This is a genomic window from Rossellomorea aquimaris (assembly GCF_008180865.1).
GTDB lineage: Bacteria > Bacillota > Bacilli > Bacillales > Bacillaceae_B > Rossellomorea > Rossellomorea yichunensis.
Map to the genome: position 1 here is coordinate 37014 of NZ_VTEX01000005.1, position 25279 is coordinate 62292.

Genomic DNA, 25279 nt, shown 5'->3' on the forward strand with positions numbered 1-25279 from the left:
AGATAACAATGAATTCCTCATCCTAGCAAAAAGGAGAAATGTGTGATGAATCTTAACTTACGAAAAGCAATCATACACAACGTATCTGGCAACAACCAGGACGAACTGAGAGACACCATCGTCGATGCAATCCAAGGAGGAGAAGAAAAAACCCTTCCTGGACTGGGTGTACTCCTCGAAGTCTTCTGGCAAAACGCAGATCCACAGGAACAAAAAATGGTCCTCGAAACATTAGAGGAATCATTGCAACAGCGACAAACACAGTAAGAACATGGGCGACCCTTTCCAGGGGTTGCCCTTGTTTTTTCCTTCCCCATTTTAAATTTTCTCCAGTTTTGTTTTAGTATTACTCTTTCAGTGGTAATGAAAACATACAAAGCTAAATGGAAGGGGAAACGAATGTATGAGTCAAAAGAAAAGCGCATTATTGATCATCGATATGATTAATACTTTTGATTTCCAAGGTGGAGAGAACTTATATGAAAACACTTTAAAAATTGTAGATAATATCCGCGGACTCAAGAGGAAAGCGAAGGATTCCGGCATTCCGGTCATATATGTGAACGATAACTACGGTCTATGGCAGGACAATATGAATGACATCATCGAGCATTGCAAAAAGAAAAAAGGAGAAACCGTAATCGAAAAACTTCACCCGGATACAGATGACTATTTTATCATCAAACCGAAGCATTCCTGTTTTTTCGGGACGCAACTTGATATCCTGCTTCACCAGCTGGAAGTTAAACACCTGATACTAACAGGAATAGCTGGAGACATCTGTGTACTATATACCGCCAATGATGCCTATATGAGAGAGTATGAAATCTCGATACCGAGGGATTGCATGGCTTCAGAGTCGGACGGGGACAATGAGAGTGCCATTCGCATTATTAAAAAAACGATCGGTGCCGACATGAGCTTATCTGATCAAATGACTTTTTAATGCCAGCTCCACTATCTCATGAAAAAGAGACCCTAAATCCAATAGGGTCTCTTTCCTTACAATCAATCAAATGTAATCTTCGCCACTGTATCTTTATCTAACTTCTTGATCACTTCTGTAATCAGTTTAACCGCATTCTCGTAATCATCACGATGCAACATTGCCGCATGGGAATGGATATAGCGGGTTGCAATGGTAATGGATAACGCAGGGACTCCATTTGCCGTTAGATGAATCGCACCGGAATCCGTTCCTCCACCGGCAATCGAATCGAATTGATAAGGGATGTTATGCTCATCCGCTGTATCTGTTACAAAGTCACGAAGCCCTTTGTGAGAAATCATGGATGCATCATACAGGATGATTTGCGGGCCTTCACCCATCTTACTTGATGCTTCCTTGTCGGAAACGCCAGGTGTATCCCCGGCAATACCAACATCTACACCAAAGGCAATATCAGGCTGGATCTTGGCTGCTGACGTTCTCGCTCCACGCAGGCCGACTTCTTCCTGCACTGTACCTACACCATATACCACGTTTGGATGCTCTTGACCTTTCAGGTTTTTCAATACATCAATGGCAATCGCACAGCCGATGCGGTTATCCCATGCTTTCGCAAGCAGCATCTTCTCATTGTTCATCACCGTGAATTCGAAATGAGGGACAACCATATCCCCTGGCTTTACTCCCCACTCCTGTACTTCCTCACGGCTTGAAGCTCCGATATCGATAAACATATCTTTAATATCAACCGGCTTTTTACGGGCTTCCGGAGGCAGGATATGCGGTGGCTTGGAACCGATCACTCCCGTTACTTCCCCTTTACTCGTCACGATCGTCACTCGCTGGGCAAGCATCACTTGTGACCACCAGCCCCCCACTGTTTGAAAACGCAGGAACCCTTTGCTGTCGATTTGAGTGATCATGAAGCCGACTTCATCAAGATGTCCGGCCACCATAATCTTAGGTCCGTTTTCATCGCCGACTTTTTTAGCAATTAAGCTTCCGAGGTTATCCGTTGTGATTTCATCTGCAAATGGTTCTATGTATCGCTTCATTACGTTTCGTACTTCTCTTTCATTCCCCGGTACACCTTTTGCATCGGTTAAATCCTTGAGCATTGTCAATGTTTCATCTAATTTCGTCACTGTTTCGACCCCCTAAATGTTTATACACTCTCATTATACTAAAACCTGTCCGATTCATCAAAATTTCCTGAATCTTCTTAAACTATCGCTGATGAACCGGATTAATATCCTTCTTTTTGACGATTATAATTCACTTCATTCTTCTTTACATAAGCGTCAAACACCTCTTCATGGGAGAATCCTAACAGCTCTCCCAAATAGACATAATGCCTGAACAACTGTTGAAAATGCTCAACTGAACGCTCTTCCGAAAAGTGATTCGCCGATTTGAATACTTCCAGGAATTGTTTCGTGACATCTTCATTTGCGTAATTGGTTTTCCCTAAATCGAATTGCTGGATGCCGATTTCAAGTCCCAGTGACAGGATGAAATGGATTCCATCTACAAATTCTTCAAGGATCACTTCCTTCGATGAAGATGATTTCTTACTCCAAAATTTAAAGCTTCTTGTTTCATTGGCCAGTTCCCCCACTTCAACAAGCAAGGCAAGGATTTTTTTTTCAATTAAATCTGCGTTTTCTAATCCGTGTTCTTGTTCGATATGTTGATCGAGCTTCTCTTGCATGTCCAATAACTTTTCAATATTCATGACGTTTTCTCCCCTCATGATGCCTATTTTTCTGATGTTCTCTCTTAGTATGACAAATTTTCAAAGAAATTTTAAATAAAATGAAACCTTTTTCTGTTTTTATCGTAAATAATAGGAGAAGACTTATGCCTAGGGAGGTAATAGTAATGCTTTGGCTTATTCGGTTAGTGATTTTTTTCCTTATTCTTTATCTTTTATACCGCAGTGTAAAATACATTATAGACCCAAAGCGAAAGCTGGAACTTGCCCAGGAACAGAAACGTTTTTACTTTCTCGATGATCAGGAAAATGTACGTAAGAATTTTCACGTAACGTATAAAGGAGTTCTTTTCGAAGGAGAAAAATATTTAGGAGCAACAGAAAAATCCTTTGAGGTGGTTTCCATCTTTGTTTGGTCAAAAAACATCTCTTCTTTAAAGGGACTGACTCAAGAAGATTTTCAATACCTTCAGAATGAAATTAAAGAAAGATACCCGAATGCAAAGCTGGATTGGAAAAGCCCGATCCATGAATTCCTTCAAAAAAAGCAATAAAAAAATGGCTAGAAGTACCAGCCATTTTTTATTTACCCGGAAAGAACTCTCTCCATTCAATCACTTTTACCTTTTCTCTTAGAAGATAAAATAGGACGATGAGTGCCAGAAAAATCATGACGAGAATAGGAGGGGAGAATTGTTTGATGTATTGACCGAAAACCGTGTAAAAAAACGCCAGGGGAATATTAGAAATAACAGAGGCCCGGATGAAAGGTTTAAGCTTTTTCTTACGTTCAAGTAAACAAAGGTTCAAAAGCTGATAATGGACAAAAGGAATTAGCCTCAGAATAGCAATTTGACCGGTTGTGAGTGTAGCATTGCTTCCAAACCATTTTTCCTTCAATCTCAGGAGCTTTTCATAGAATGATGTAAAGCTCTTTATGACAAAATAAAAAGTAACAGATAAGAGCGTTAATCCGATTAATGAATACAGAGTGCCGAATATACTTCCGAACAGCACTCCTCCCGCCATACATACAAGGGCTACAGGGATGAACAGAAATTGCCTTAGAATATGAAATAAAACAAACAGAACAGGAGCCAAGTACCCACTAGCTTCCATGAGGGCGAATGCAGCAACTAACCGTTCGTCCATGGCTAAGGTGACCTCCTTCTGCTTTTCTAAGCTGTTATAGACACTCTCTATATAGTATGTAATGGAGACGGGTTAAAGAATGAAAACTTCAATTTCTACAACTTAGTGTTCAGCCAGATAAAAAGAAGACTATGAAGCATGACAAGCAGCGGAAAGCCGAAAGCGAATACTTTATGTTTCGTTTTATGCCTGTATACCTTCATTCCCATATATGCGCCGATGCTGCCTCCGAGAATCGCCACCTGCCACAAAGTACTTTCCTTGATGCGATATTCATTTCGCTGCGCCTTTCTCTTATCCTTGCCCATGATGATAAAGCCGATGATATTGATGACAACGGCATATAGATATAAGATACCTGCTAATGTACCCATGATTTCTACCTGCTTTCCAATGAGTTTTATATAAGAAAGGACCGGCCATTAGGCCAGTCCTTTTTGTCTGCTAACTTAGTCAGCAGTTAATTATTTGTTAAGTTGAGCTTTAGCAGCATCTGCTAATTGGTTGAATGCTTTTTCGTCAGCAATCGCAAGCTCAGCAAGCATTTTACGGTTAACTTCGATACCAGCAAGCTTTAAACCGTGCATTAAACGGCTGTAAGAAAGACCGTTCATACGAGCAGCCGCATTGATACGTGTGATCCATAATTTACGGAAATCACGTTTCTTTTGGCGACGGTCACGATAAGCATACATGTATGATTTCATGACTTGTTGGTTTGCTACTTTATATAAAGTATGTTTTGAACCGAAATAACCTTTGGCTAATTTAAGAACTTTTTTACGACGTCTGCGTGTTACTGTTCCGCCTTTTACGCGTGGCATAATAATTCCCTCCTGTTTCTATTACTTCTTATTTTAGGTTGTCAAGCATATGACGAATGCGTTTGAAATCTCCTTTAGAGACAACAGCCGCTTTACGTAGCTTACGCTTTGCTTTAGTAGATTTGTTTGCGAATAAGTGGCTTGTGTAAGCGTGTGAACGTTTAAGTTTACCAGAACCTGTTTTCTTGAAACGCTTAGCTGAGCCGCGGTGAGTTTTCATTTTTGGCATGTGCTTTTCCTCCTCGGGTCCTTTATTTTTCGTTAACTGGTGCAAGCACCAAGAACATACTGCGACCATCCATTTTCGGTTTTGATTCAACGGTTGCTACATCTTTACACTCATCAGAGAAGCGATCCAGAACACGTTGACCAATTTCTTTGTGCGTAATTGCACGACCTTTAAATCGGATTGACGCTTTAACTTTGTCTCCTTTTTCAAGGAACTTACGAGCGTTACGAAGCTTGGTGTTGAAATCATGCTCATCAATCGTCGGGCTTAAACGAACCTCTTTAAGATTGATGATCTTCTGATTCTTACGCGCTTCTTTTTCTTTCTTCTGTTGTTCAAACTTAAACTTACCGTAGTCCATGATACGAGCAACGGGTGGTTTAGCATTTGGAGCAACAAGAACAAGATCAAGATTTACACGTTCAGCAATTTCAAGAGCTTCATTCTTGGATTTAATCCCAAGTTGCTCACCGTTTTGATCGATAAGACGTACTTCACGGGCACGAATCGTTTCGTTTAAGATCATGTCTTTGCTAATAATTAGCCACCTCCAAGGTTTATTAAAAGAATACACGGCTTTGGCCGGCGCACTCGCTTCCTTTTTTGTGTGCAACACACAAAAAAAGATGCGAGTGTCGAAACACCCGCACCTGATTATTAAGCATATATAAATGGCTTTAATAGTCAATCACATACCTGTAAACAGCACGAACGCGTTATTCAGGTGAGAAGCGGGTAGCTTCTTCTTGTACCAAACTGTATTCAATTCACCTTAGATAATATATCACATGACAATACCGCTGTCAAATAATCATTTAATATCACAACGTATTTCATAATATCAGACATCTTAGGAGAGTGCAATAGTTTTTTAGAAATTTATGCAGGAGGGACGGACCTTGAAGCAAGGTCCGTCCCTCTATCTCGTTTTAGCGTTTCGCTTCTTTTGTGATATGGCCGATGAACTCATCAAGGGAAATCGTTTCTGATTTTTGCTCTCCGTATTTACGGACGTTTACAGCCGTTTCCTTGATTTCGTTGTCTCCCACTACAAGCATGTAAGGGACCTTACTCATCTGTGCTTCACGGATCTTATAACCGATCTTTTCATTACGGTCATCGATGTCTACACGAAGCCCTTCAGCCTGAAGCTTTTCTTTCACTTCTTTCGCATAGTCGAAGTGAACATCCGGGGAAACCGGGATCACCTGAACCTGCGTTGGAGCGAGCCATGTCGGGAATGCTCCTTTGTATTCTTCGATCAGGAATGCCACGAAGCGTTCCATTGTGGATACGACACCACGGTGAATGACAACCGGACGATGCTGCTTCCCGTCTTCCCCTACATATGTTAAGTCAAAGCGCTCCGGTAGTAGGAAATCCAGTTGAACCGTTGATAGAGTTTCTTCCTTACCAAGGGCCGTTTTCACTTGAACGTCCAGTTTAGGGCCGTAGAATGCCGCTTCCCCTTCTGCTTCAAAGTACTCAACGTCCAGTTCATCCATCGCTTCCTTGATCATACCTTGTGCACGGTTCCACATCTCATCATCATCGAAGTATTTCTCTGTATCCTCAGGATCACGATAAGATAGACGGAAAGAATAGTCCTTCAGATCAAAATCTTTGTACACTTCCTGAACCAGGCGCACGACACGCTTGAATTCTTCCTTGATTTGATCGGGACGGACAAAGATATGAGCATCGTTCAGAGTCATTCCACGTACACGTTGAAGTCCTGATAGTGCTCCTGATAATTCGTAACGGTGCATCAGACCAAGTTCGGCGATACGGATCGGAAGCTCACGATAGCTGTGAATGCCGTTTTTGTAAATCATCATATGATGAGGGCAGTTCATCGGGCGAAGGACAAGATCTTCATTATCCATCTCCATGACCGGGAACATATTCTCCTGGTAATGATCCCAGTGACCACTTGTTTTGTATAACTCAACGCTTCCCATGACAGGTGTATAAACGTGATCATAGCCTAAGCGCTCTTCTTTATCGACAATGTAACGCTCGATGATACGACGGATCGTGGCACCTTTAGGCAGCCACATCGGCAGGCCTTGTCCCACTTTTTGCGAATTCATGAATAGATTCAATTCTTTACCGATTTTACGGTGATCACGCTCTTTTGCTTCTTCTAAAAGACGCAGATGCTCTTCCAGGTCTTCTTTCTTGAAGAAGGCTGTTCCGTAGATTCGTTGAAGCATTTTATTATCACTGTTCCCGCGCCAGTATGCCCCGGCGATGCTTAACAGCTTGAATTCTTTAATTTTATTAGTGGAAGGGATGTGGATTCCACGACATAAATCGAAGAATTCACCTTGCTCGTAAATGGAAACTTGTTCTCCTTCAGGAATCGCCTCAAGTAATTCAAGCTTATACTCGTCTCCGACTTCTTCATACATTTTCTGAGCTTCGTCGCGGCTCACTTCTTTACGGACAACTTCTAAGTTTTCTCCAGTGATTTTCTTCATTTCTTTCTCGATCAGTGGAAGATCTTCCGGAGTGAACGTGTGCTCGGAATCAATATCATAATAGAATCCGCCTTCAATGACCGGTCCGATCCCAAGTTTTGTTTCAGGATATAGGCGTTTAATGGCCTGTGCCATTAAATGAGCTGTGCTGTGACGAAGAATTTCCAGTGCATCTTCTCCTGGAGGTGTAACGATTTCAATCGCCCCATCCTCTTGAATCCCTGTTCGCAAGTCAATTAATACATTATTTATTTTACCAGCAAGCGCCTTTTTCTTCAGTCCGGGACTGATGGACGCAGCAATTTCTTCTGTTGTCGTCCCTTTAGGAAACTCCTTGACATTTCCATCAGGGAACTGCATTTTCACTACTTCTGACATGTGATTTCACTCCTTAAGTAATCTCTATAAAACATAAAAAACCCCGCCCCTTCACGTTTGAAGGGACGAGGTTAATAAATAAACTCGTGGTTCCACCCAACTTCTCATTGTGCGAAAAATACAGACAATGACTTCATTGAAAACGAATAACGACATTTAGCCGTCAATCATTACTGTGAATCCGTGAAGATTCAGTTCATAATTGAAGTTCAGAGGTGGTAAATATCACTAACGAATTAGGAAGCTTGCAGCCAAAAGACTTCCCTCTCTGTGAATGGAATAGGAATATTGTTGTCCTCATCATAACCTTTATTTATTGACTTATTATGTAGGTATTATAATCGGTTATGTTTTGAAAAGCAAGAGCATTCCATAAAATAAGCAGCCTATTCATTCGCGATATCCCAGGAAGGATAGAGTAGTGTATCAGGGAAATAACTCATCGGTAAAAGATCGATCCGTTCTTCAAAAATATTCTGAAGCGTCCTGATCAATTGATGGTCCCCATTTCCGTAAACGAGTATCTTCTCCGGTGCAAGGGATAATAACGGAGCGATGGTGTACGAATCAACGTATAACGGGTGATTCGTCAGAAGGCGTTTATCAATCGCCTTCGTCAATTCCTGCCTTGTCACCTCTTTCATGTCTTCATCAAAGAAACGAAAACCGTAACCAGTCGAATACAGATGGATCGTGCGCATTTTCTGCTCCCTTGATGCCAGATACTCCCGCAGCATATGGACAAACATTTGATACTCCTGCTCCATCTTATATTCATCGATAGCAAGATCCAGCATGAGGAGCAGTCTCTCCTGAAGCTTCTTCAGCCTGAATTTGCTGAAAGAGTCGAATGATATGGGGGCCGTCCCTTCCAACAAAAGCTCCAGGCTGTCGTGGACGTATTCGGCCTCGTCCCATTCACCGATCAGCTCCATCAATTCAGGTCGTTCACCCATCCTCATCTCTGATACGATCTCTAATATTTGATTGATTTCATCAATATCTTCATAGAAGTAATTTTCTTTCAGGGCTGATTCGGACCAGTCCATGCATTTATCATTTAAGACAAAGTGGGAAACCCCGTTGAACAGCTTTTCTTTTTCCTTGAAGAAGGGGGAAACCTCTATCGTCAGATTATAGTGAGTTGAATGTTGAAAGAGTGTTTCATGGAACCATGATTGGATGAACTCTTTATTGAGGTGTTCTTGAAGCTTTAACGCATCATTTTTTTGCTTGAAAATAAATTCAATCAAACTTTCTCGCCTCCTTAAACCCAAATCCCTGATTTATATATATGGGAGGCTTGTATCTTTTAGAAGTTGATGAGGGAATTTAATTGTTTCTTTTTGAATCTATTAATAATAAATAAAGCGAGTAGTGGGATTTCCGCTCCAGGGGGCTCGCTTTCCGCGGGGCGTGAGTCGAGCCCCCTTCCGCTCCAATCAACATTGTTATTTTTAAACATCTCAGGATTCGTTATCATTCATTCAATAGAATAAACCCTTATTGGAACAATGCTTAGGAAATAAATAAATAAATAAATAAATGACCCTATTTCACCGAAAATTCATTAATGAAAAAGAGAAGGTCAAACGCTAAGCGAATGACCTTCTCCTTTTTCACTTAATTCTATTCTCTTCTATTTCTTCCATCGATCAACACAGGCTGGGACAGGTATTTAATCCGCTCCATGATCCGTGCAGCCTTCAGCTTTTCTTCTTCTCCTCTTTGACTGTATGTCAAATGATGGGTGAGTTCGTTGAAGTTGAAGTTGGAGGTGAAGAATGTCGGGAGGTTTTCAAGCATTCTGTACTGCAGGATCGTCCCGAGGATTTCATCTCTCCCCCAGCTTGACATGGTTTCTGCGCCGATGTCATCGAGCATGAGGATCGGTGCAGCTTTAACCATTTCCAGTTTCTCATTTACCGAGTTGTCTCCCAGCGATTGCTTGATTTCTCTAAAGAACTCAGGGACGTAGACAATAAGGGACGCGATTTTTTTCTCGGCGAGTTCATTGGCCATAGCCCCTAACAAATAGGACTTACCCACTCCGAACTTGCCGTAAAAATAGAGTCCTTTCATTTTTGTACCTTCTGTATAGTTCTCCACGAAATTCTTTGCTAATCGGACAGCCTCCAATCGGCTTTTCGAATCAAGATCCAGGGTTGAGAAAGATGCTTGTAAAATATCCTTCGGCACATACAGGCTTTTGATTAAACGCTGTGCGCTCGTTCTTTCATCGTGAATGACTTTTCGAGGGCAGCGATGGTAATCGATGTCGATGGTGTTTCCTCTTATCACCAAATGAGGGTCATACCCTTCCATCATATTCTTACACTCCTGTAAAGAAGGACAGTATCGACATTCTTTACTTTGAGAGATGTATTCATATAACTTCATCAGACTCTCATTTACCATTTCCCCTGTTACACGGCCTTCATTCCTGCGAATAAAATCCTTCACATCATTGTTTTCAAGTATCTCTTTTTTCATTTGCTCATATCTTTGTTGAAACGAACCAGAAGCCGCCAACCTTTTCAGGGTGTTATTTATTTTCTCCACCGCTACGTTCACCTACTTCCGAAAATTTTTAAGCTCTTCTTCGAGTTTCTTCTTTTCTGCTTCGAAATCATATCCATCAAGGGAAGAATCATTTTCTTTCTCGGTTTCACCCTCTTGGAACCAATCCGGGAGTTTCTCCGTACGAATCGGCTTTCTTCGTCTACTCGTTTTATTTTCCTTTTTCCCTTCAGCCCACTCAAGATACTGCTTGTGTTCTTTTTTCGCTAATTCCATGGCTTCACTTGCAGTCGTCACCTTTTTTCTCGACCAATGGGACGCTATTTTTTCCATATATCCTTTTGTGAGCTTCATGTCCGTTTTCAGCAAAACGTATTGGACCAGGACATTCATGACACCAACCGGCAACTTCTGTGACATGAGCACCTCTTCTACCGCCTGAAGGTCTGACTTAGAAGGAGCACCTCCATTTGATATGTCAGATAGAACATCCTTTGGTGACGTTGTTTCCAGATATTCAATGAGCTCTTCTTCTTTCGTTAGGGGTTTATCCGATTTCACAGGGGCCTTGGTCTCTATTCTCGTAGTCAAGTCTGGCAGTTGATCACCTGTCTGAACCCCATACCAATCACGTGCGGTTTTGCGCAGCAGCTCTATATCGATGGTATCATCTGCATCCAGGGAGCTTAGGACGATATTTTTCATTTGAAGAGGATCAATCCCGTACAGATAACTCAGCTTCAGAACCGTTTCCTTTACATTAGTTGTAAAGGCTTTTCGTGGAACCATTGATTCAGATAACCCTGCAAGTAGTAACTGAAAATCAAAATCGATATCATCCAGTGGAAGACCACCATTCTTCCCATATTTCATATATTGTTCACCAGACTTTGTCTCGGAATCCATATTTGCATCGTGGTGGAGAAAATTAATTTGTTCCGATGTGAAAACATCTTGAAAGGATCGTGTAATGTTTACGTGTTGCTGTTTATCTACCGTTTCGTCGGTGAAGAATTTCTTTAAACGCAAATAGTGAGTTCTGCCGATTTTACGGTAAAGATACACATTTAACATACCATCATGAAAGAATTCCTGCGGGGTAAGAGGGGGCTGCAGTTCATATAGAAAGCTCCGATCCTCGTTATCCCTTTTTTCGTATGCCTTTAACAACCCTATCCCTTCAAGCTTCATTCTCGCTTCATATACTTCCTGAAGATTGACAGACAGAATGTTCATCAGGTGATAATGGGTAGAATGTGTGGACCATAACCTGTTTTCTTCTACTTCTCCCCATAAACTCATATAAAGACTGTAACAAACCGAACCAATTAAAGGCTGGTACAGAAACGTGATGATTTTCCGATCGTATTCCTGAAGAATCCCATTTGTCCCTACCGTGTAGTGATCGATTGGTTGTATTTCATTCCAATGCTTCTTCATCATAGTTGGATTCTACCTTTCAAAAAAATAAAGAGAAAAGAGCTAAAGAATTACATCTTCAGCTCATTCTTCTACTCTTTTTTTATTAATTCTTTCAGTTCATCTATAAATACATTGATATCCTTGAATTGTCTATACACAGATGCAAAGCGTACGTATGCAACTTCATCTACCTTAGCCAGTTGATCCATGACCATCTCACCAATCTTCACCGATTCTACTTCAGAAGCACCTTGATTACGGAGTTCCTTTTCAATATCCGTTGAGATCTTTTCTAATCTCTCAAGAGGGACCGGGCGTTTCTCACAAGCCTTGATCAACCCTCTCAAAATCTTCTCTCGACTAAACTCTTCTCTTACCCCTTCTTTTTTCACCACAATTAAAGGAAGCTCCTCAACCTTCTCGAAGGTCGTGAAGCGGAAATTACATTCTTCACATTCTCTTCTTCTTCTGATTGAACGTCCTTCATCAGCAGGACGGGAGTCCACTACTCGTGTACCATTATGCTGGCAAGACGGGCACTTCATAATATCAGCTCCGTTATTACATACTATTACTTTCATCATATTAAAAAGCTGCGACTTACACAAGCTTATAAAGGTTTTACCGTTATTTCACTTTGGTCAATTCTCTATCAAGCTTTTGATAATAATGGTTAATCTGTGCTTTTAAAACCGTATATGTACCAAAGATTTTCCCTTTATCCGCACTGATCTTGAAATCGACTGCCGTCTCAAATGGCCTTACCGTTATGATCGTTGCGACAATAAACAATTGGGGAGTACCATTTTTACGGACCGTAATTTCACCTCTGTCCTTAGACTGGGAGATCACCTCATACTCAGAGGATGAGAATAACTCTAATACTGCATTAAATGCACCTTGATGCATGGATTTATAATAGCGTGATTTCAGGTCTTTATCTTCGTGCTGATCAGATGTCTCACATTCTGATTGAAACCGTTTAAAAAAAGTACGTATTCCGCTCATTTAAAGTTCCTCCCTTTATTTACCCTTATTTTACACGAAAACCACAGGAATGAAAATTCAAAATCAATTCCTGTACAAATGCATAAAAAAAGAGATGCATCTAGTACGCATCTCTTCTGAGTTATCTTCGATTAAAGGGCTTGAGCCTGAGACTTCTTCACTTGTACCGGACCCATACCACGTGGCAATTCAATTGTTTCACGTGTGTCAGCACCAAGAGCATCTGCAATATATTCAGCAGCGATGTTAGGATCTAAATCACCGCAAGTATATACATCAATACTGGCATAACCATGTTCAGGAAAACTGTGAATAGTCAGATGTGATTCTGAAATGATCACAACTCCACTAACACCTTGAGGAGCAAATTTATGGAAAGCTACCTCACGTACCTCTGCACCTGATTTAAGCGCAGCATCTACGAATGTTTTTTCAATTCCTACTACATCGTTTAATTTTTCAAAATCGCAACCCCATAATTCTGAGATTACATGACGACCCATTGTTTCCATTTTCGTGTTTCCCCCTTTGACATAATTTTTTTCGTCAAAATGAACGTGTCCTTTGGCAAAATCTTAACTACCACGGGGGAAAGTTAGTCCGAAGAGGTCCTAACCCTTTAAGTAGCTAAATCAGTATTCATTTGCTAATAAGAAGTTCACGAAAAATAGTATACTTTGTTTAAAACTCTTTTGCAATAAATTTTTTTAAACTTTTTTATATGGGTAGAAGATCGTTTGATTTGGCTATAGTCTAAACCTTGACCGTTCCTTTCCGCTCCAGCCACTTGCTTTCCGCGGGGCGGGCGGTGAGCCTCCTCGCCTGCGCCTGCGGGGTCACACCTGTCCCGCTATTCCCGCAGGAGTCAAGTGCCTTCCGCTACAATCCACTCTGTGATACTTCACTTTTACTAACTATACATTTTAATAGATAAGCACTAAAAAAAGTTCTTTGGTATAAAGTTGTTCCTAAAACAAACTTTCTGCCAAAGGATCCTAAATACATCAACTACCTAATAGATCTGTCCGATGCCTTCTATTTATAAAAAGTTTAATAAAAGAAAAGAACGCACCGTGAAAGGTACGTTCTAAGGATGCAGCTTATTTTTTATTTGGGTTCTTTCAAACGTTGACTTCTTGTTTTGCGTTCATTTTTGATGCCACGAATTTAGCCAGGTCGACGACGCGGCATGAGTAGCCCCACTCATTATCGTACCAGGCCAGTACCTTCACTTTTCGATTTCCCATTACCATCGTGGATAATCCGTCTATGATCGCTGAATGAGGATTTGTATTAAAGTCGATTGAAACTAAAGGTTCTGTTGTAAATTGCAGCACCCCGTGTAAAGAACTAACTGAAGCCGTAATGAAAGCTTCGTTGATTTCTTCTACAGTTACGTCTCTTTTCACATCCACAACCAGGTCCACTAGAGATACATTGGGTGTAGGGACACGCAATGCCATTCCGTGAAGCTTGCCGTTTAATTGAGGCAGAACCAATGACAATGCTTTTGCTGCTCCAGTCGTGGTCGGGATGATCGATTGACCGCACGCTCTCGCTCTTCTCAAATCTTTATGTGGATTATCAATATTTTTTTGGTCATTTGTGTAAGCATGGACAGTCGTCATAAGTCCGTTTTCAATACCAAATTGCTCATCTAATACTTTCGCAACCGGCGCTAAGCAGTTCGTAGTACAAGATGCATTCGAAATGACGCTGTGTTCTTCAATATTTAATGCGCTTTCATTTACCCCCATCACAATGGTTACGTCTTCATTTTTACCAGGGGCAGTCAGGATGACCTTTTTCGCTCCCGCTTCTAAATGAAGGCTCGCTTGATCTTTCGAATTGAATTTTCCGGTAGCTTCAATCACAATGTCGATATTTAATTCGCCCCAAGGCAATGCTTTAGGATCACGATTGCTTAATAGTAGGACACGTTTTCCATTGACGATGAGTGCATCATCTTCCGTCACCACATCTGCCTGAAATGTCCCATGATTTGTGTCATACTTAATTAAATGTGCTAATGTTTCAGCCGGGTAGCTTGCGTTAATGGCTACAACCTCTAAGTTTTCCTCTAATATTGCTTTCCTGAAAACCATTCTCCCAATACGTCCAAAACCATTGATTGCAATTTTCGCCTTCATAAATCCGGCTCCCCTCTATATTAATGTTATACTTATATGTTTATTTGCTAAAAATAGTATAACATATTTAGAGAATATGTTAATAAGTATTTTGCGGATTTTTAATGTTTTATTATTCTGACAAATAGGCTTATTGAATGTATATTTTTGCGGTTTGAATTCATACATTTTTTCAATTAAATTGATTTATACGTTGACCGTTCCTTTCCGCTCTGTGCTGATATATGTTTAGTGCCTATACATTTGACAGACAAACACCATCAAGCCTCAATAGTTACGATTAGAATTTTTCCTATATACAAACGCAAACCAAAAAATCAATATTTATCGTCATAACTACTAATTATCTAGTGGACCAAATAAAAAGCCGACAAGAGTTTTCCTTGTCGGCTCATAAGTCATTCTATGGTTTTAGATCCCACTCCACTAATAGTGCATCAAGCTGTTGTTGGGTCTCTTGTAGAGATCCGTTGTTGTCGATGATTGCGTCGGCAAGGCTTGCTTTATCCTTTAAGGGGAATTGGGAAGCGATGCGGGATGATGCGTCTTCATGGTTAAAGTTGTTCCGATCCATTAGGCGGGATAGCTGGGTTTCTTCGTTCACGTATACCACGACTGTGCGATCTACCATCCACGTCAAGTTGCTTTCGAATAGAAGGGGAATATCCATGAAAATCGTGTTTTTACCAGCAAGAATGGCTTCATCTTTATGTGCGAGCATCATGCTTCTGACGGCAGGATGAACGATTCCATTCAGCTTTTTTCGTTTTTCTTCAGAGTTAAAGATGATCTGGCCGAGTTTTTCCCGATTGATGGTTGAATCTTGATCGTGCAGTATGTGTTCACCGAATTCTTCCACAATCGCAAGGTATGCCGGCTGATCAACTTCAACCACCATACGGGCTGCAAGATCAGCATCAATGATTGTATAGCCTTTTTCATTTAACATTTTGGAAACTGTACTTTTTCCACTTGCAATACCACCTGTTAATCCTATAATGATAGCCATTATCCTATTCCTTTCTAGCTCAGCCATTAAAACCTCAGAATCCCTATAAGGATCAATAGAACTCCAGGGAGAAATGACACTCGGTGAATCCACCGTAAATGAGAGAAGAATTCCCCCATCTTCAATCCTGAGAATAAGAACGTAAAGCTCATCACCAGGATGGCTAAAGTAAGTATGAATGGCGAGAAATTTAATAACGCAGCGCCAATTCCGGCACCGAATGCATCCAATGACAGTGCGATTCCAAGCATAAATGCTTCAATACCAGTAATCGTACCTGATCTATCAAAGTCTGCCGTTAACGGCCTTCTTAAAATTTGAACCACTAATCCTATAGATTTAATCTCAAAGTTAATTAACGTTTTTTCTTGGGATAATACCGTTTCTTTTTCCGGTCTAAAGAACTGGTACAGTACCGCCGCCCCGATCACAACCAGAATCAGCCCGCCGATCCTTCCAGCCCAAAGCGGAGAGATAATGGATCCGATGGTCTGACCAAGCAACATGGCCAACAGCAAGGAGCTCGCCGAACAAATGGATATGATGCTGATTGATTTTGTAGGGATTTTCACTTTTCGTAATCCGTAAGTTAAACCTGTGCTAAAACTATCAAGACTTACAGCAAACGCCAGCAGTAATAAGGAGATTGTTTCACTCATCTAATAGCCCTCCCAAAAATCATTACAATACTATATGGTAAGGGCTTATCAGATGTTAATTGTTCTTTCTAACGTTGGCAATCGGGACAATAGTGCGTCCCTCTTCCCGCTGAAAACTTCTTTTCAATGGGAGTACCACACTTTCGACAAGGTTCTTCTTTCCGGCTATACACGAAGAGGTTCTGTTGGAACATACCCATTTGTCCCTGAGAATTCACATAGGAGCGAATCGTACTTCCTCCCATTTCAACGGCTTCGGTCAGGGTATGAATGATTTCTTTGTGCAAACGTTCAATTTCTTCCTGTGAAAGAGATTTCGATTTTCGGTCAGGATGTATGCCTGCACGGAATAACGCTTCATCCACATAGATATTCCCCAGGCCTACAAGCACCGTCTGATCTAATAATGTGGCTTTCACGATTCTTTCTGTCTTGCCCAGTTTTTCAGCCAAGTAGCCGGCTGTAAATTCGGATTGGAATGGCTCCGGTCCCAACTGCAGGAGGGGAAGATGAAGCAATTCCTCCCCTTTCCTGAATAGGTGCATCGTCCCGAACTTCCGGACATCACGGTACCTGAGTTCTGTGTCATCCGTAAAATGAAATATGACGTGGGTATGCTTCTCAATGGGGTCCCGGCTGTCGGACAAGTTGTACTTTCCTTCCATTCTCAAGTGAGAAACCAGGGCCACGTCGTTTAAATAAAAGATCAGGAATTTCCCTCGTCTTCTCATTTCAAGTATTTCCTGCCCCTTCAAGCTATGAACAAACTCATCGGATTCGTCGGGGCTTTTAATCATCTTAGGCCAAAAAACCGAGACGTCTTTGATTTTCTTCCCAATTACAAGAAGCTCTAACGTCCTTCTGACCGTTTCTACTTCAGGCAGCTCCGGCACTCTGCCACCTCCTTATCAATCTCTACTTCGCGTCGTACCATGTTTGACCGTATGAGTAATCGACCTTTAATGGGACTTCTAGCTCCATCGCATTCTCCATTACTTCAGGAACAATCTTCTTTAACACTTCGATTTCTTCTTCAGGCGCTTCAAAGATCAATTCATCATGCACCTGCAGCAATAATCGTGATTGAAGATTTTCTTCTTTTAATCTTTCTGCCATATCAATCATGGCCTTCTTGATGATGTCGGCTGCACTTCCTTGAATCGGCGTGTTCATTGCTGTACGTTCAGCGAAACTTCTTAAGTTGAAATTACGGCTGGTGATTTCCGGCAGATAACGTCGGCGATTAAGCAGAGTAGTCACATAGCCCTTCTGTTTTGCATCCTGTACGATATCATCCATATATTCTTTTACACCAGGGAAGCTCTCAAGGTACTTCTTAATGAATTCCCCTGCTTCTTTTCGTGTAATATCAAGGCTTTGAGAAAGACCGTAGTCACTGATTCCGTATACGATTCCGAAGTTGACGGCTTTCGCATGCCTTCTCATATTGGATGTGACCTCTTCCTTCGCAACCCCAAAGACGTCCATCGCTGTTTTCGTATGAATGTCCATATCATTTCTGAAAGCTTCAACCAATTTCTCATCCTTGGCGATATGAGCCAGTACACGCAGCTCAATTTGAGAGTAGTCGGCAGCGAACATGACCCAGCCCTTTTCAGATGGAATGAAGGCCTGACGGATCTTCCTGCCTTCTTCAAGTCGGATCGGAATATTTTGCAGGTTAGGGTCCGTCGAGCTTAATCGGCCTGTTTGAGTCAGTGCCTGGTTGAATCGTGTATGAATTTTACTCGAATCTTTATGGACGACCTTCAATAATCCCTCTAAATACGTGGATTGCAGCTTCCCTAGCTGACGGTAATGAAGGATATGGTCAATGATTTCATGCTTGGATTGCAGTTTTTCCAGTACGTCAGCAGAAGTGGAATAACCGGTTTTAGTTTTCTTCACGACCGGTAAACCAAGCTTTTCAAAAAGGATGACGCCAAGCTGCTTCGGAGAATTAATATTAAAGCTCTCTCCTGCTTGTTCATGTATGTTCTTTTCCAGTTCTTCCAGGCGGTGTGAAAGCTCTTCTTTCATGGTGAGCAAACGCTCTTGATCCACTTTCACGCCGGTGAATTCCATTTCGGCTAAAATAAGGGCAAGGGGTAATTCTAGCTCTGCATATAATTCATATAAATCATTTTCTTTTAACTCTTTCATACATGTGTTCTTCAATTCATGAAGTATGAATGCTTTTCGAGCAAGATGCTCTGATAGAATCTCAGTGGAGGGGACCTTCTGCTTGGCACCTTTTCCATATACCGATTCATCCGATTCAATGGAAGGCTGGCCGTGTCCTTTTGAAATAGTAGCGAAGTCTTCGCTCGATTCAGAAGGATTGATAATGTAGGATGCTAACAGCAGATCGAATTCGATCCCTTTTATGTCAACTCCCTGTCTCTTTAGCGCAACTACCGTTTCCTTTGAGTTATACACATACTTTGCTGCGCTTTCGTTTTCAGCCCATTCCTTAAATGCTTCTGATTTCAATGCGGTCTCGAGCGTAAAGAAAAACGTGCCTTTCTCATTGTGCAGACTCATCCCGATTACTTCTCCGAGGTGGTAATTCTCCTCCAGCATTTCAATGTATAATGAACTTTCGTTTGAAAGGTGTTCTTCTTTGATGGTTTCAACTACCTCAAAGGAGATATCATCCAGCTCCCGGGGCTCCTCTTGGGTGGACTCACCCATCTTCTCGAGTAATGAGTTGAATCCGAGATCCCGGTATACTTCCTTTAGTTTCCCTTCATCCATTCCGTCATAATTCAGCTCTTCCACACCAATCTCGATTGGAGCTTCTCTTAGGATGGTGGCTAGTTCCTTACTCATGATCGCTTGTTCTTTATTTTCTTCGAGTTTTTCTTTTAATTTCTTACCACTGACCTGGTCAATGGAGTCTAGCAGCTTTTCAAGGGAATCAAATTCTTTTAGAAGCTTGATCGCCGTTTTCTCACCTACACCCGGCACGCCTGGAATATTATCAGAGCTATCTCCCATCAGGCCTTTCATATCGATGATGCGATCAGGAGTGATTTCCCACTTTTCTTTTATATGCTCCGGAGTGTACACTTCGATATCCGTTATGCCCTTTCTCGTAATACAAACCGTAGTAGTCTTCGAGCTTAACTGTGTCAAATCCTTATCCCCTGAATATACTTTTACCTCGTACCCGTCAGATTCCGCCTGCAGGGAGAGCGTTCCGATAATATCATCCGCTTCATAGTTTTCTTTTTCATAGCGTTTAATTCCGTATGCATCCAAAAGCTCGCGGATATATGGAAATTGCTCGGATAATTCCGGTGGAGTCTTTTGTCTGCCGCCTTTGTATTCTTTGAATGTCTTATGTCTGAAAGTCGTTTTCCCTGCATCAAAGGCGACTAAAATATGAGATGGTTTTTCGTCTTCGAGTATTTTTTGCAGCATGGTGGTAAAACCGTATACTGCGTTTGTATGTACACCTTTGTCGTTGTTTAATAAAGGCAGTGCGAAGAATGCACGGTAAGCAATACTATTGCCGTCGATCAATACTAATTTTTTGGACATGTAAGTACCTCCTGTAAAGGCTTCTGAATCTATATGTTTATTCTATCATGTTGGGGAATGAAAGGAAAAATGGGGGCCTTATTAAGTCCTCTAAGGTGACTTTCATTTCATTTTTAATTCGAGTCATCTCTATGGAAATTATGATTTTTCGACAAACGGATCATCAAATGGAAACGAGGATCATATATCGGAATTTTGGATCATAAATCGCCGAGAGTGGTTCATATATCAAAATTCCGGATCATATATCCGAAAAGCGGATCATAAGTAACGCAAACTGGATCATAAAGTGAACGAGAGCATAATTTTTCAAAGAATTAACCGCCTGAAAAAGATAATTGAAACATATTTTCATTAAAAACTCGTCAAATATACTTTAATCAAGCGAACCATTAGCCTAAATGAACAAAAAAACTGTTGAAGAATGAGATCACTCAAACTTCAACAGTTTCTCCTTTTATTCTGTATACCCCATCAACAGCCTTGCATACGGGGAGTCAGAAGGTAAGATGATAACCGTTTTATCATCCACTGTTTTCTTATATGTTTCCAGCGTTTTATACAAGTCATAGAAATCGGGATCCTTGGAGAACGATTTATTGTAGATTTGTGCAGCTTCGGATTCTCCTTCCGCCCTGATGACATTGGCGTCAGCCCCTGCTTTTGCCAGAAGCTCCTTTACTTCACGATCTGTTTCAGCAGTGATTCGTTGTTTCTCGGCATCTCCCATTGAGAGGTATTCCTGAGCCTTTGATTCACGTTCTGAAATCATACGCGTATAGACAGAGTTTTCATTTGCTTCCGGTAAATCCGTACGCTTCATGCGGACATCCTGAACGACAATTCCGTATCCATCCCGTTCAAGAAGCTCGTTCACTTTGTCCGTCACCCGATCGTTCAAACTTCCCCGGGAAGACTTTTCATCATTGATGATTTCATCATACTCTAATTGTCCGAGCTCCGACCTGACGACTGAGTAGATGAACTCTTCCATTTTTGTCTCTGCGTTAATGACCGTTCTTGCATTTTTGATCATTTTAAGAGGATCTTCGATACGCCACACGGCATAGTTGTCGATGAGCATCCGCTTTTTATCTTTTGTATTGATTTCAGCTTCCGTTACATCATACGTCATTTGATGCTTAGGCAGGGTAGTAACAGACTGAATGAACGGGACCTTATATTTCAAACCGGGTTCTTTGTCTATTCTTACGACTTCCCCGAATTGACGGACGACTTTATACTCTCCTTCTTTGACAATGAAGAGACTGGTAAACAGCAGAAGAATGACGGCAGCGAGAATGACAAGGAAGATTCCTAATTTTGTATAACGCTTCCACTCGATAGGGTCTTTCTTCTTTTGATTGATGTCAAAGACGTTTTGATCACTCATTCTCTTCACTCCCTTCCTGCTTCACCGGGCCGCTTTGATTTTCAAGCTGTCGAATCGGGAAGTATTTCAACGTTTCTCCACTATCCTTCATAATGTAGATTTCCGCATTTGGAAGAACATTTTCCAAGGTTTCTAATACAAGTCGTTTTCTCGTAATCTCAGGATTCGATTTGTATTCGTTGTACAGCTTATCAAATACGGCTACATCTCCACGGGCCTGCTCCACACGCGCAATTTTATCCCCTTTTGCCCTGGACATGATCGCATCTTTTTCACCTTTTGCTTCATTTGATCGCTGGTTCCGATATTTCTTTGCTTCATTGATTTTCGTGTTCATCGTTTCCCTTGCATCCGTTACGGCTGTAAAAGCTGATCGGACCTCTGCATTCGGCAGCTCGACATCCTGCAGTTTCACTGCAAGAATGGAAATACCAATATCATAATCATCAATCAGGGTCGTTAGTAAATCTCTTACTTCCGCCTCGATTTCCGCTTTTCCAGATGTTAACGCATCATCTATCAAGGAGCTCCCTATAATGCTTCTTAAAGAAGATGAAGTTGCATCGTAAAGGATTTCCTTCGGGTTGTCTGAGTTAAATAAGTACGTTTCAGGATCCGTGATCTTCCATTGAACCACAAGATCAGCGAGAACGATGTACTCATCTCCCGTGATCATTTTCGTTTCTTTCGGAAAGTCCTTGATCTTCCCGTCTTTTTCTTCATATCCAAATTGGAGACTGAAGGTTTCTTTAGACAGAACTTCCACTGATTGCATCGGCCATGGCATCTTGAAGTGCAGCCCAGGCTCAACGACCGGCTCTCCCGCTTCTCCAAATGTCAATACAAGCGCTTGTTCTGATTCATCAACGGTATACCAGGAAGTCAATAACACAACAATTAAAATAATGGCCGCTACAACCATCCCTGTCACCATGTAAATTCGTTTTAAACTCATATGCGCCCTCCCTTTTCTATCTCTATATCTTATTAATCACCTACTAAGATATACGGACTTACTACAAAAAGGTTTCAATAATATTAAGAGAAGATGACAAAAGAGGAAGTTGATATTGTGTGCTCGAGATGAATGGGTTCCTACCTGTATGCATGCGCCAGCGGGGAAGTAAAGTGTTGTTCATCAGACTGATAACGCTTTCAAAATAAAAAAGCGAAAAGACGAGAACGGGGTTAGCTCTCGCCTTTTCTTAACACCTTGGATGAAGGGGTTTCACTTAGTATCGTAACACCCTTTTATTAACAGGATTTAAACCTATTGTAAATGCAATGTAAAATAATTGTAAACTTACTAAGATTTGCTCTTCCCTTCACCCAGCGTATAGCTTGAAGACTGCTTGTATAAGGAAACTGTGAACGTCGTACCTTCATTCACTTCACTGTCTACTTCAATTTTTCCTTCATGGGCTTCGATGATATGCTTCACAATGGCTAAACCTAAGCCCGTTCCGCCTGAATTACGGCTTCTTGCTTTGTCCACGCGATAAAACCGTTCAAAAATGCGGGGAAGTTCTTCTTTACTGATTCCCATCCCGTTATCCTTGACGCTCACATGAACCATTTCTTTATCTTCCGTCACTGAAATCAAGACATACCCGCCCTTTGGAGTGTACACGATTGCATTACTGACCAGATTAATGAAAACCTGTTTTAGTCTGTAGGAGTCTACTTCCGCATGGCCCCTTGACTCAAATGACGTTTGAAGGGAAATATCTTTTGATTTCGCTTTTTCTTTCAAAATCGGAATCACATCTTCAATTAAACCGGCAATCTCTACTTCATGCAGGGAAAGCTCGAACCCCTGTTTTTCAATCTTGGACAATTCCAATAAGTCTTGTATAAGGGATTGCAGGCGGTCGCTTTCCATCAGAATGATATCCAGGAAAGACTTTAACGTATCGGGATCATTCATCGCCCCATCCAATAATGTCTCCGAGAAACCTTTAATGGATGTGATCGGTGTTTTCAATTCGTGAGAGACATTCGCTACGAAGTCTTTTCTCATTTGCTCGAGCTTTTTAAGCTCCGTGATGTCATGGAATACTACGACAATCCCTTTCCACTCATCGTTATGACCGATGATAGGCGCCCCATATACTTCATAATGCTTTCTTTCTATTTTGTGAGGAAGAAGGATTTGCTTTCTTAACCGTTCTTCTGTCATGAAGATTTCTTCCACAAGCTTATTCACTTCCTGATAGTGAATGACCTCATGGTATCTGACTTTTTTCAGCTGGCTTTCTTTCAGATTAAAGAAGTCCCTGAACGTCCGGTTCGTCAATACAACAAAACCGCGATGATCAATTAAGAGAAGGGCACTCCCCATGTTTTCAATCAGCGTCGTTAAACGATCCTGCTGCATTTCCTGTGAATTCACCATTTCCTGCAGATTACGGGCGAGAATGTTAATGGAGGTACTTAACATAGTCGTTTCATCCAGGCGGTCTTCGTATGTCCGCGCCCGATAATTCCCCTTGGCGAGCTCCATTGCCACATTCGTTGCCGATTCAATGGGCTTTGTATACCTCACCGTGATTCTCGATCCCAGAATGATAATGAGGATTAATGCAAGACCTAAGGAAATGGATAGCACAAACCAAATTTGCTGTATTCCTTTCTCAAAGGCTTCTACCTCGGTACTCATGATAAGCAATCCATTTAACTGGTTATCACCGCCCTTTAGCGGGTACCAATAATACCTGTACTCCACACCTGATGTCACCAGTTTTCTATGCTTTTGCTTTACATCCCAGTTCTCCTGGATTTCATTTATGATCCTCTTTTGCTGAGGACCAACCAGTGATTCCGAGGTTTCCGTATCATGGACTACACTTCCTGAGTTATCAAGAATCGTAATCCTGACATCCAATATGTCACTCAATTCTTTGATCATCTCGGGATCGATTTCTTTCGGTGTCCCGTTTTCTTCAATGGAATTTGCCAGTAACCTCGCCTCTTTTTGAATCCGGGAATTAAATGTATCCAGATAGAAATTCTTGAAAATTTGACCCAGAAGCAACCCAAGTCCTATCAATACAGCGATGATCAGGGTGATTAGAGCAAAAAGAAGTTTTGTTCTAAACTTGGTCATCGATTTTTAGGCTCCTCCAATTTATATCCAAGCCCTCGGATGGTTTTTATATAAGTTGGTTTTTTCGTGTTGGATTCTATTTTTTCCCGTAAATGACTGATATGAACATCCACTATTCTTGTGTCCCCGGCAAAATCATAATTCCATACCGCACTTAATAGCTGATCTCTCGTTAAGACCCTGCCTTTATTTTCTGTTAGATATAAAAGAAGTTCGAATTCCTTAGGTGTCAACTCCATTAGATCACCTTGGAAATAAGCTTCATACTGTTCCGGATAAACCTTTAATTCTCCCACTTCCTTGTAATCTGTCGGCTCGATGGAAGATGGTTCGGCCGCTTCCTGTATGGCTTGACTGCGTCTTAGAATAGCCTTGACCCTAGCAACCACTTCACGAGGACTGAAGGGCTTTGTCATATAGTCGTCTGCCCCAAGCTCCAGTCCAAGAACTTTATCAAATTCGTCATCCTTAGCCGTTAACATAAGAATGGGGATATTAATCTTCCTTTGTCGCAGTTCTTTACACACTTCGATTCCATCCATGGAAGGAAGCATCAGGTCAAGAATAATTAAGTCCGGGTATTGCTCAATCGCTTTATCCCTTCCTTCTTCACCATCATGTGCCGTAGTAACGGAATAACCGGATTGCTCAAGATTGTACTTTAAGAGTGTTGCAATAGACTGTTCATCATCGACTACCAAGATTTTTTTGCTCATTTGTTGTGCCTCCATACAAAA

26 protein-coding genes and 2 other annotated features are annotated in these 25279 nt (G+C 41.4%); of the genes, 3 read left to right on the forward strand and 23 right to left on the reverse strand.

All coding sequences use genetic code 11. The features are described from left to right. Positions 1–45 precede the first annotated feature (45 nt). Together sspI and FZC88_RS18045 are read left to right on the forward strand one after the other, a co-directional pair. Positions 46–267 (forward strand): small acid-soluble spore protein SspI, encoded by a 222-nt coding sequence (gene sspI, locus FZC88_RS18040; protein ID WP_148995905.1) that lies wholly within the window; start codon positions 46–48, stop codon positions 265–267. 136 nt (positions 268–403) lie between these two features. Next, positions 404–946: a cysteine hydrolase family protein gene (locus tag FZC88_RS18045; RefSeq protein ID WP_148995906.1), complete on the forward strand. Its 543-nt coding sequence runs from the start codon at positions 404–406 to the stop codon at positions 944–946. A gap of 62 nt (positions 947–1008) precedes the next feature. Here the strand turns inward: FZC88_RS18045 and FZC88_RS18050 are convergent, their stop codons facing one another. After that, complete coding sequence (locus FZC88_RS18050; protein ID WP_148969881.1) at positions 1009–2094, reverse strand: M42 family metallopeptidase; 1086 nt, start codon at positions 2092–2094, stop codon at positions 1009–1011. A gap of 101 nt (positions 2095–2195) precedes the next feature. Continuing rightward, positions 2196–2684 carry a dUTP diphosphatase gene (locus FZC88_RS18055; protein WP_148995907.1) on the reverse strand — a complete coding sequence of 163 codons (489 nt, stop codon included), beginning with the start codon at positions 2682–2684 and terminating at the stop codon, positions 2196–2198. Positions 2685–2830: 146 nt separating this feature from the next. Between FZC88_RS18055 and FZC88_RS18060 the strand changes: the two genes are divergently transcribed. Beyond that, positions 2831–3217 (forward strand): sigma-w pathway protein ysdB, encoded by a 387-nt coding sequence (locus tag FZC88_RS18060; protein WP_148969883.1) that lies wholly within the window; start codon positions 2831–2833, stop codon positions 3215–3217. 28 nt (positions 3218–3245) lie between these two features. On the opposite strand, the gene FZC88_RS18065 is transcribed toward FZC88_RS18060, so the two are convergent. The 21 genes from FZC88_RS18065 to FZC88_RS18165 form a co-directional block, all read right to left on the reverse strand. Beyond that, complete coding sequence (locus FZC88_RS18065; protein ID WP_148995908.1) at positions 3246–3815, reverse strand: TVP38/TMEM64 family protein; 570 nt, start codon at positions 3813–3815, stop codon at positions 3246–3248. A gap of 95 nt (positions 3816–3910) precedes the next feature. Next, positions 3911–4189, reverse strand: coding sequence for a DUF1294 domain-containing protein (locus tag FZC88_RS18070; RefSeq protein WP_148995909.1), 279 nt, complete (start codon positions 4187–4189; stop codon positions 3911–3913). 90 nt (positions 4190–4279) lie between these two features. Then, complete coding sequence (gene rplT, locus FZC88_RS18075) at positions 4280–4639, reverse strand: 50S ribosomal protein L20 (RefSeq protein ID WP_113969573.1); 360 nt, start codon at positions 4637–4639, stop codon at positions 4280–4282. A 28-nt stretch (positions 4640–4667) separates the two neighbouring features. Continuing rightward, positions 4668–4868 (reverse strand): 50S ribosomal protein L35, encoded by a 201-nt coding sequence (gene rpmI / locus FZC88_RS18080; protein WP_032087387.1) that lies wholly within the window; start codon positions 4866–4868, stop codon positions 4668–4670. A 22-nt stretch (positions 4869–4890) separates the two neighbouring features. After that, entirely contained in the window at positions 4891–5394 is a 504-nt protein-coding gene (gene infC, locus FZC88_RS18085) for a translation initiation factor IF-3 (RefSeq protein WP_034757009.1), read from the reverse strand. An 88-nt stretch (positions 5395–5482) separates the two neighbouring features. Next, positions 5483–5622 (reverse strand) — a sequence feature (ribosomal protein L20 leader region). Positions 5623–5797: 175 nt separating this feature from the next. Further along, entirely contained in the window at positions 5798–7729 is a 1932-nt protein-coding gene (gene thrS, locus FZC88_RS18090) for a threonine--tRNA ligase (protein WP_148995910.1), read from the reverse strand. Positions 7730–7787: 58 nt separating this feature from the next. Further along, positions 7788–8042: a binding site (T-box leader), on the reverse strand. A 73-nt stretch (positions 8043–8115) separates the two neighbouring features. Then, positions 8116–8982 carry a putative sporulation protein YtxC gene (locus tag FZC88_RS18095; protein WP_148969887.1) on the reverse strand — a complete coding sequence of 289 codons (867 nt, stop codon included), beginning with the start codon at positions 8980–8982 and terminating at the stop codon, positions 8116–8118. A gap of 376 nt (positions 8983–9358) precedes the next feature. Beyond that, positions 9359–10291, reverse strand: a complete 933-nt coding sequence (dnaI, locus tag FZC88_RS18100; protein ID WP_148995911.1) for a primosomal protein DnaI — start codon at positions 10289–10291, stop codon at positions 9359–9361. Positions 10292–10303: 12 nt separating this feature from the next. Next, the gene (locus tag FZC88_RS18105; RefSeq protein WP_148996187.1) at positions 10304–11689 is read right to left on the reverse strand and encodes a replication initiation and membrane attachment family protein; all 1386 of its coding nucleotides are present in this window, start codon (positions 11687–11689) and stop codon (positions 10304–10306) included. 71 nt (positions 11690–11760) lie between these two features. Next, a complete protein-coding gene (nrdR, locus tag FZC88_RS18110; protein ID WP_148969889.1) occupies positions 11761–12216 on the reverse strand; it encodes a transcriptional regulator NrdR in 456 nt (151 codons plus the stop codon). A gap of 82 nt (positions 12217–12298) precedes the next feature. Next, entirely contained in the window at positions 12299–12679 is a 381-nt protein-coding gene (locus FZC88_RS18115; protein WP_148995912.1) for a cytosolic protein, read from the reverse strand. A 131-nt stretch (positions 12680–12810) separates the two neighbouring features. Then, positions 12811–13191 (reverse strand): adenosylmethionine decarboxylase, encoded by a 381-nt coding sequence (gene speD, locus FZC88_RS18120; protein ID WP_034756998.1) that lies wholly within the window; start codon positions 13189–13191, stop codon positions 12811–12813. 609 nt (positions 13192–13800) lie between these two features. After that, on the reverse strand, positions 13801–14829 hold the full coding sequence (locus FZC88_RS18125; protein WP_148969891.1) for a glyceraldehyde-3-phosphate dehydrogenase: 1029 nt from the start codon (positions 14827–14829) through the stop codon (positions 13801–13803). Positions 14830–15232: 403 nt separating this feature from the next. Next, on the reverse strand, positions 15233–15838 hold the full coding sequence (gene coaE / locus FZC88_RS18130) for a dephospho-CoA kinase (protein ID WP_148995913.1): 606 nt from the start codon (positions 15836–15838) through the stop codon (positions 15233–15235). A gap of 26 nt (positions 15839–15864) precedes the next feature. After that, positions 15865–16497 carry a sporulation membrane protein YtaF gene (gene ytaF / locus FZC88_RS18135; protein WP_148969893.1) on the reverse strand — a complete coding sequence of 211 codons (633 nt, stop codon included), beginning with the start codon at positions 16495–16497 and terminating at the stop codon, positions 15865–15867. Positions 16498–16565: 68 nt separating this feature from the next. Then, positions 16566–17390 carry a DNA-formamidopyrimidine glycosylase gene (gene mutM / locus FZC88_RS18140; protein WP_148995914.1) on the reverse strand — a complete coding sequence of 275 codons (825 nt, stop codon included), beginning with the start codon at positions 17388–17390 and terminating at the stop codon, positions 16566–16568. Positions 17391–17412: 22 nt separating this feature from the next. Continuing rightward, positions 17413–20043, reverse strand: a complete 2631-nt coding sequence (gene polA, locus FZC88_RS18145; RefSeq protein ID WP_148995915.1) for a DNA polymerase I — start codon at positions 20041–20043, stop codon at positions 17413–17415. Positions 20044–20500: 457 nt separating this feature from the next. Next, positions 20501–21436, reverse strand: a complete 936-nt coding sequence (gene hflC / locus FZC88_RS18150; RefSeq protein ID WP_148995916.1) for a protease modulator HflC — start codon at positions 21434–21436, stop codon at positions 20501–20503. After that, positions 21429–22391, reverse strand: coding sequence for an FtsH protease activity modulator HflK (gene hflK / locus FZC88_RS18155; protein WP_148995917.1), 963 nt, complete (start codon positions 22389–22391; stop codon positions 21429–21431). Before hflK ends, hflC begins: the two co-directional genes overlap by 8 nt. Positions 22392–22742: 351 nt before the next feature. Beyond that, positions 22743–24542: a two-component system histidine kinase PnpS gene (gene pnpS / locus FZC88_RS18160; RefSeq protein WP_148995918.1), complete on the reverse strand. Its 1800-nt coding sequence runs from the start codon at positions 24540–24542 to the stop codon at positions 22743–22745. Further along, on the reverse strand, positions 24539–25258 hold the full coding sequence (locus FZC88_RS18165; RefSeq protein ID WP_148969899.1) for a response regulator transcription factor: 720 nt from the start codon (positions 25256–25258) through the stop codon (positions 24539–24541). Before FZC88_RS18165 ends, pnpS begins: the two co-directional genes overlap by 4 nt. Positions 25259–25279 lie beyond the last annotated feature (21 nt).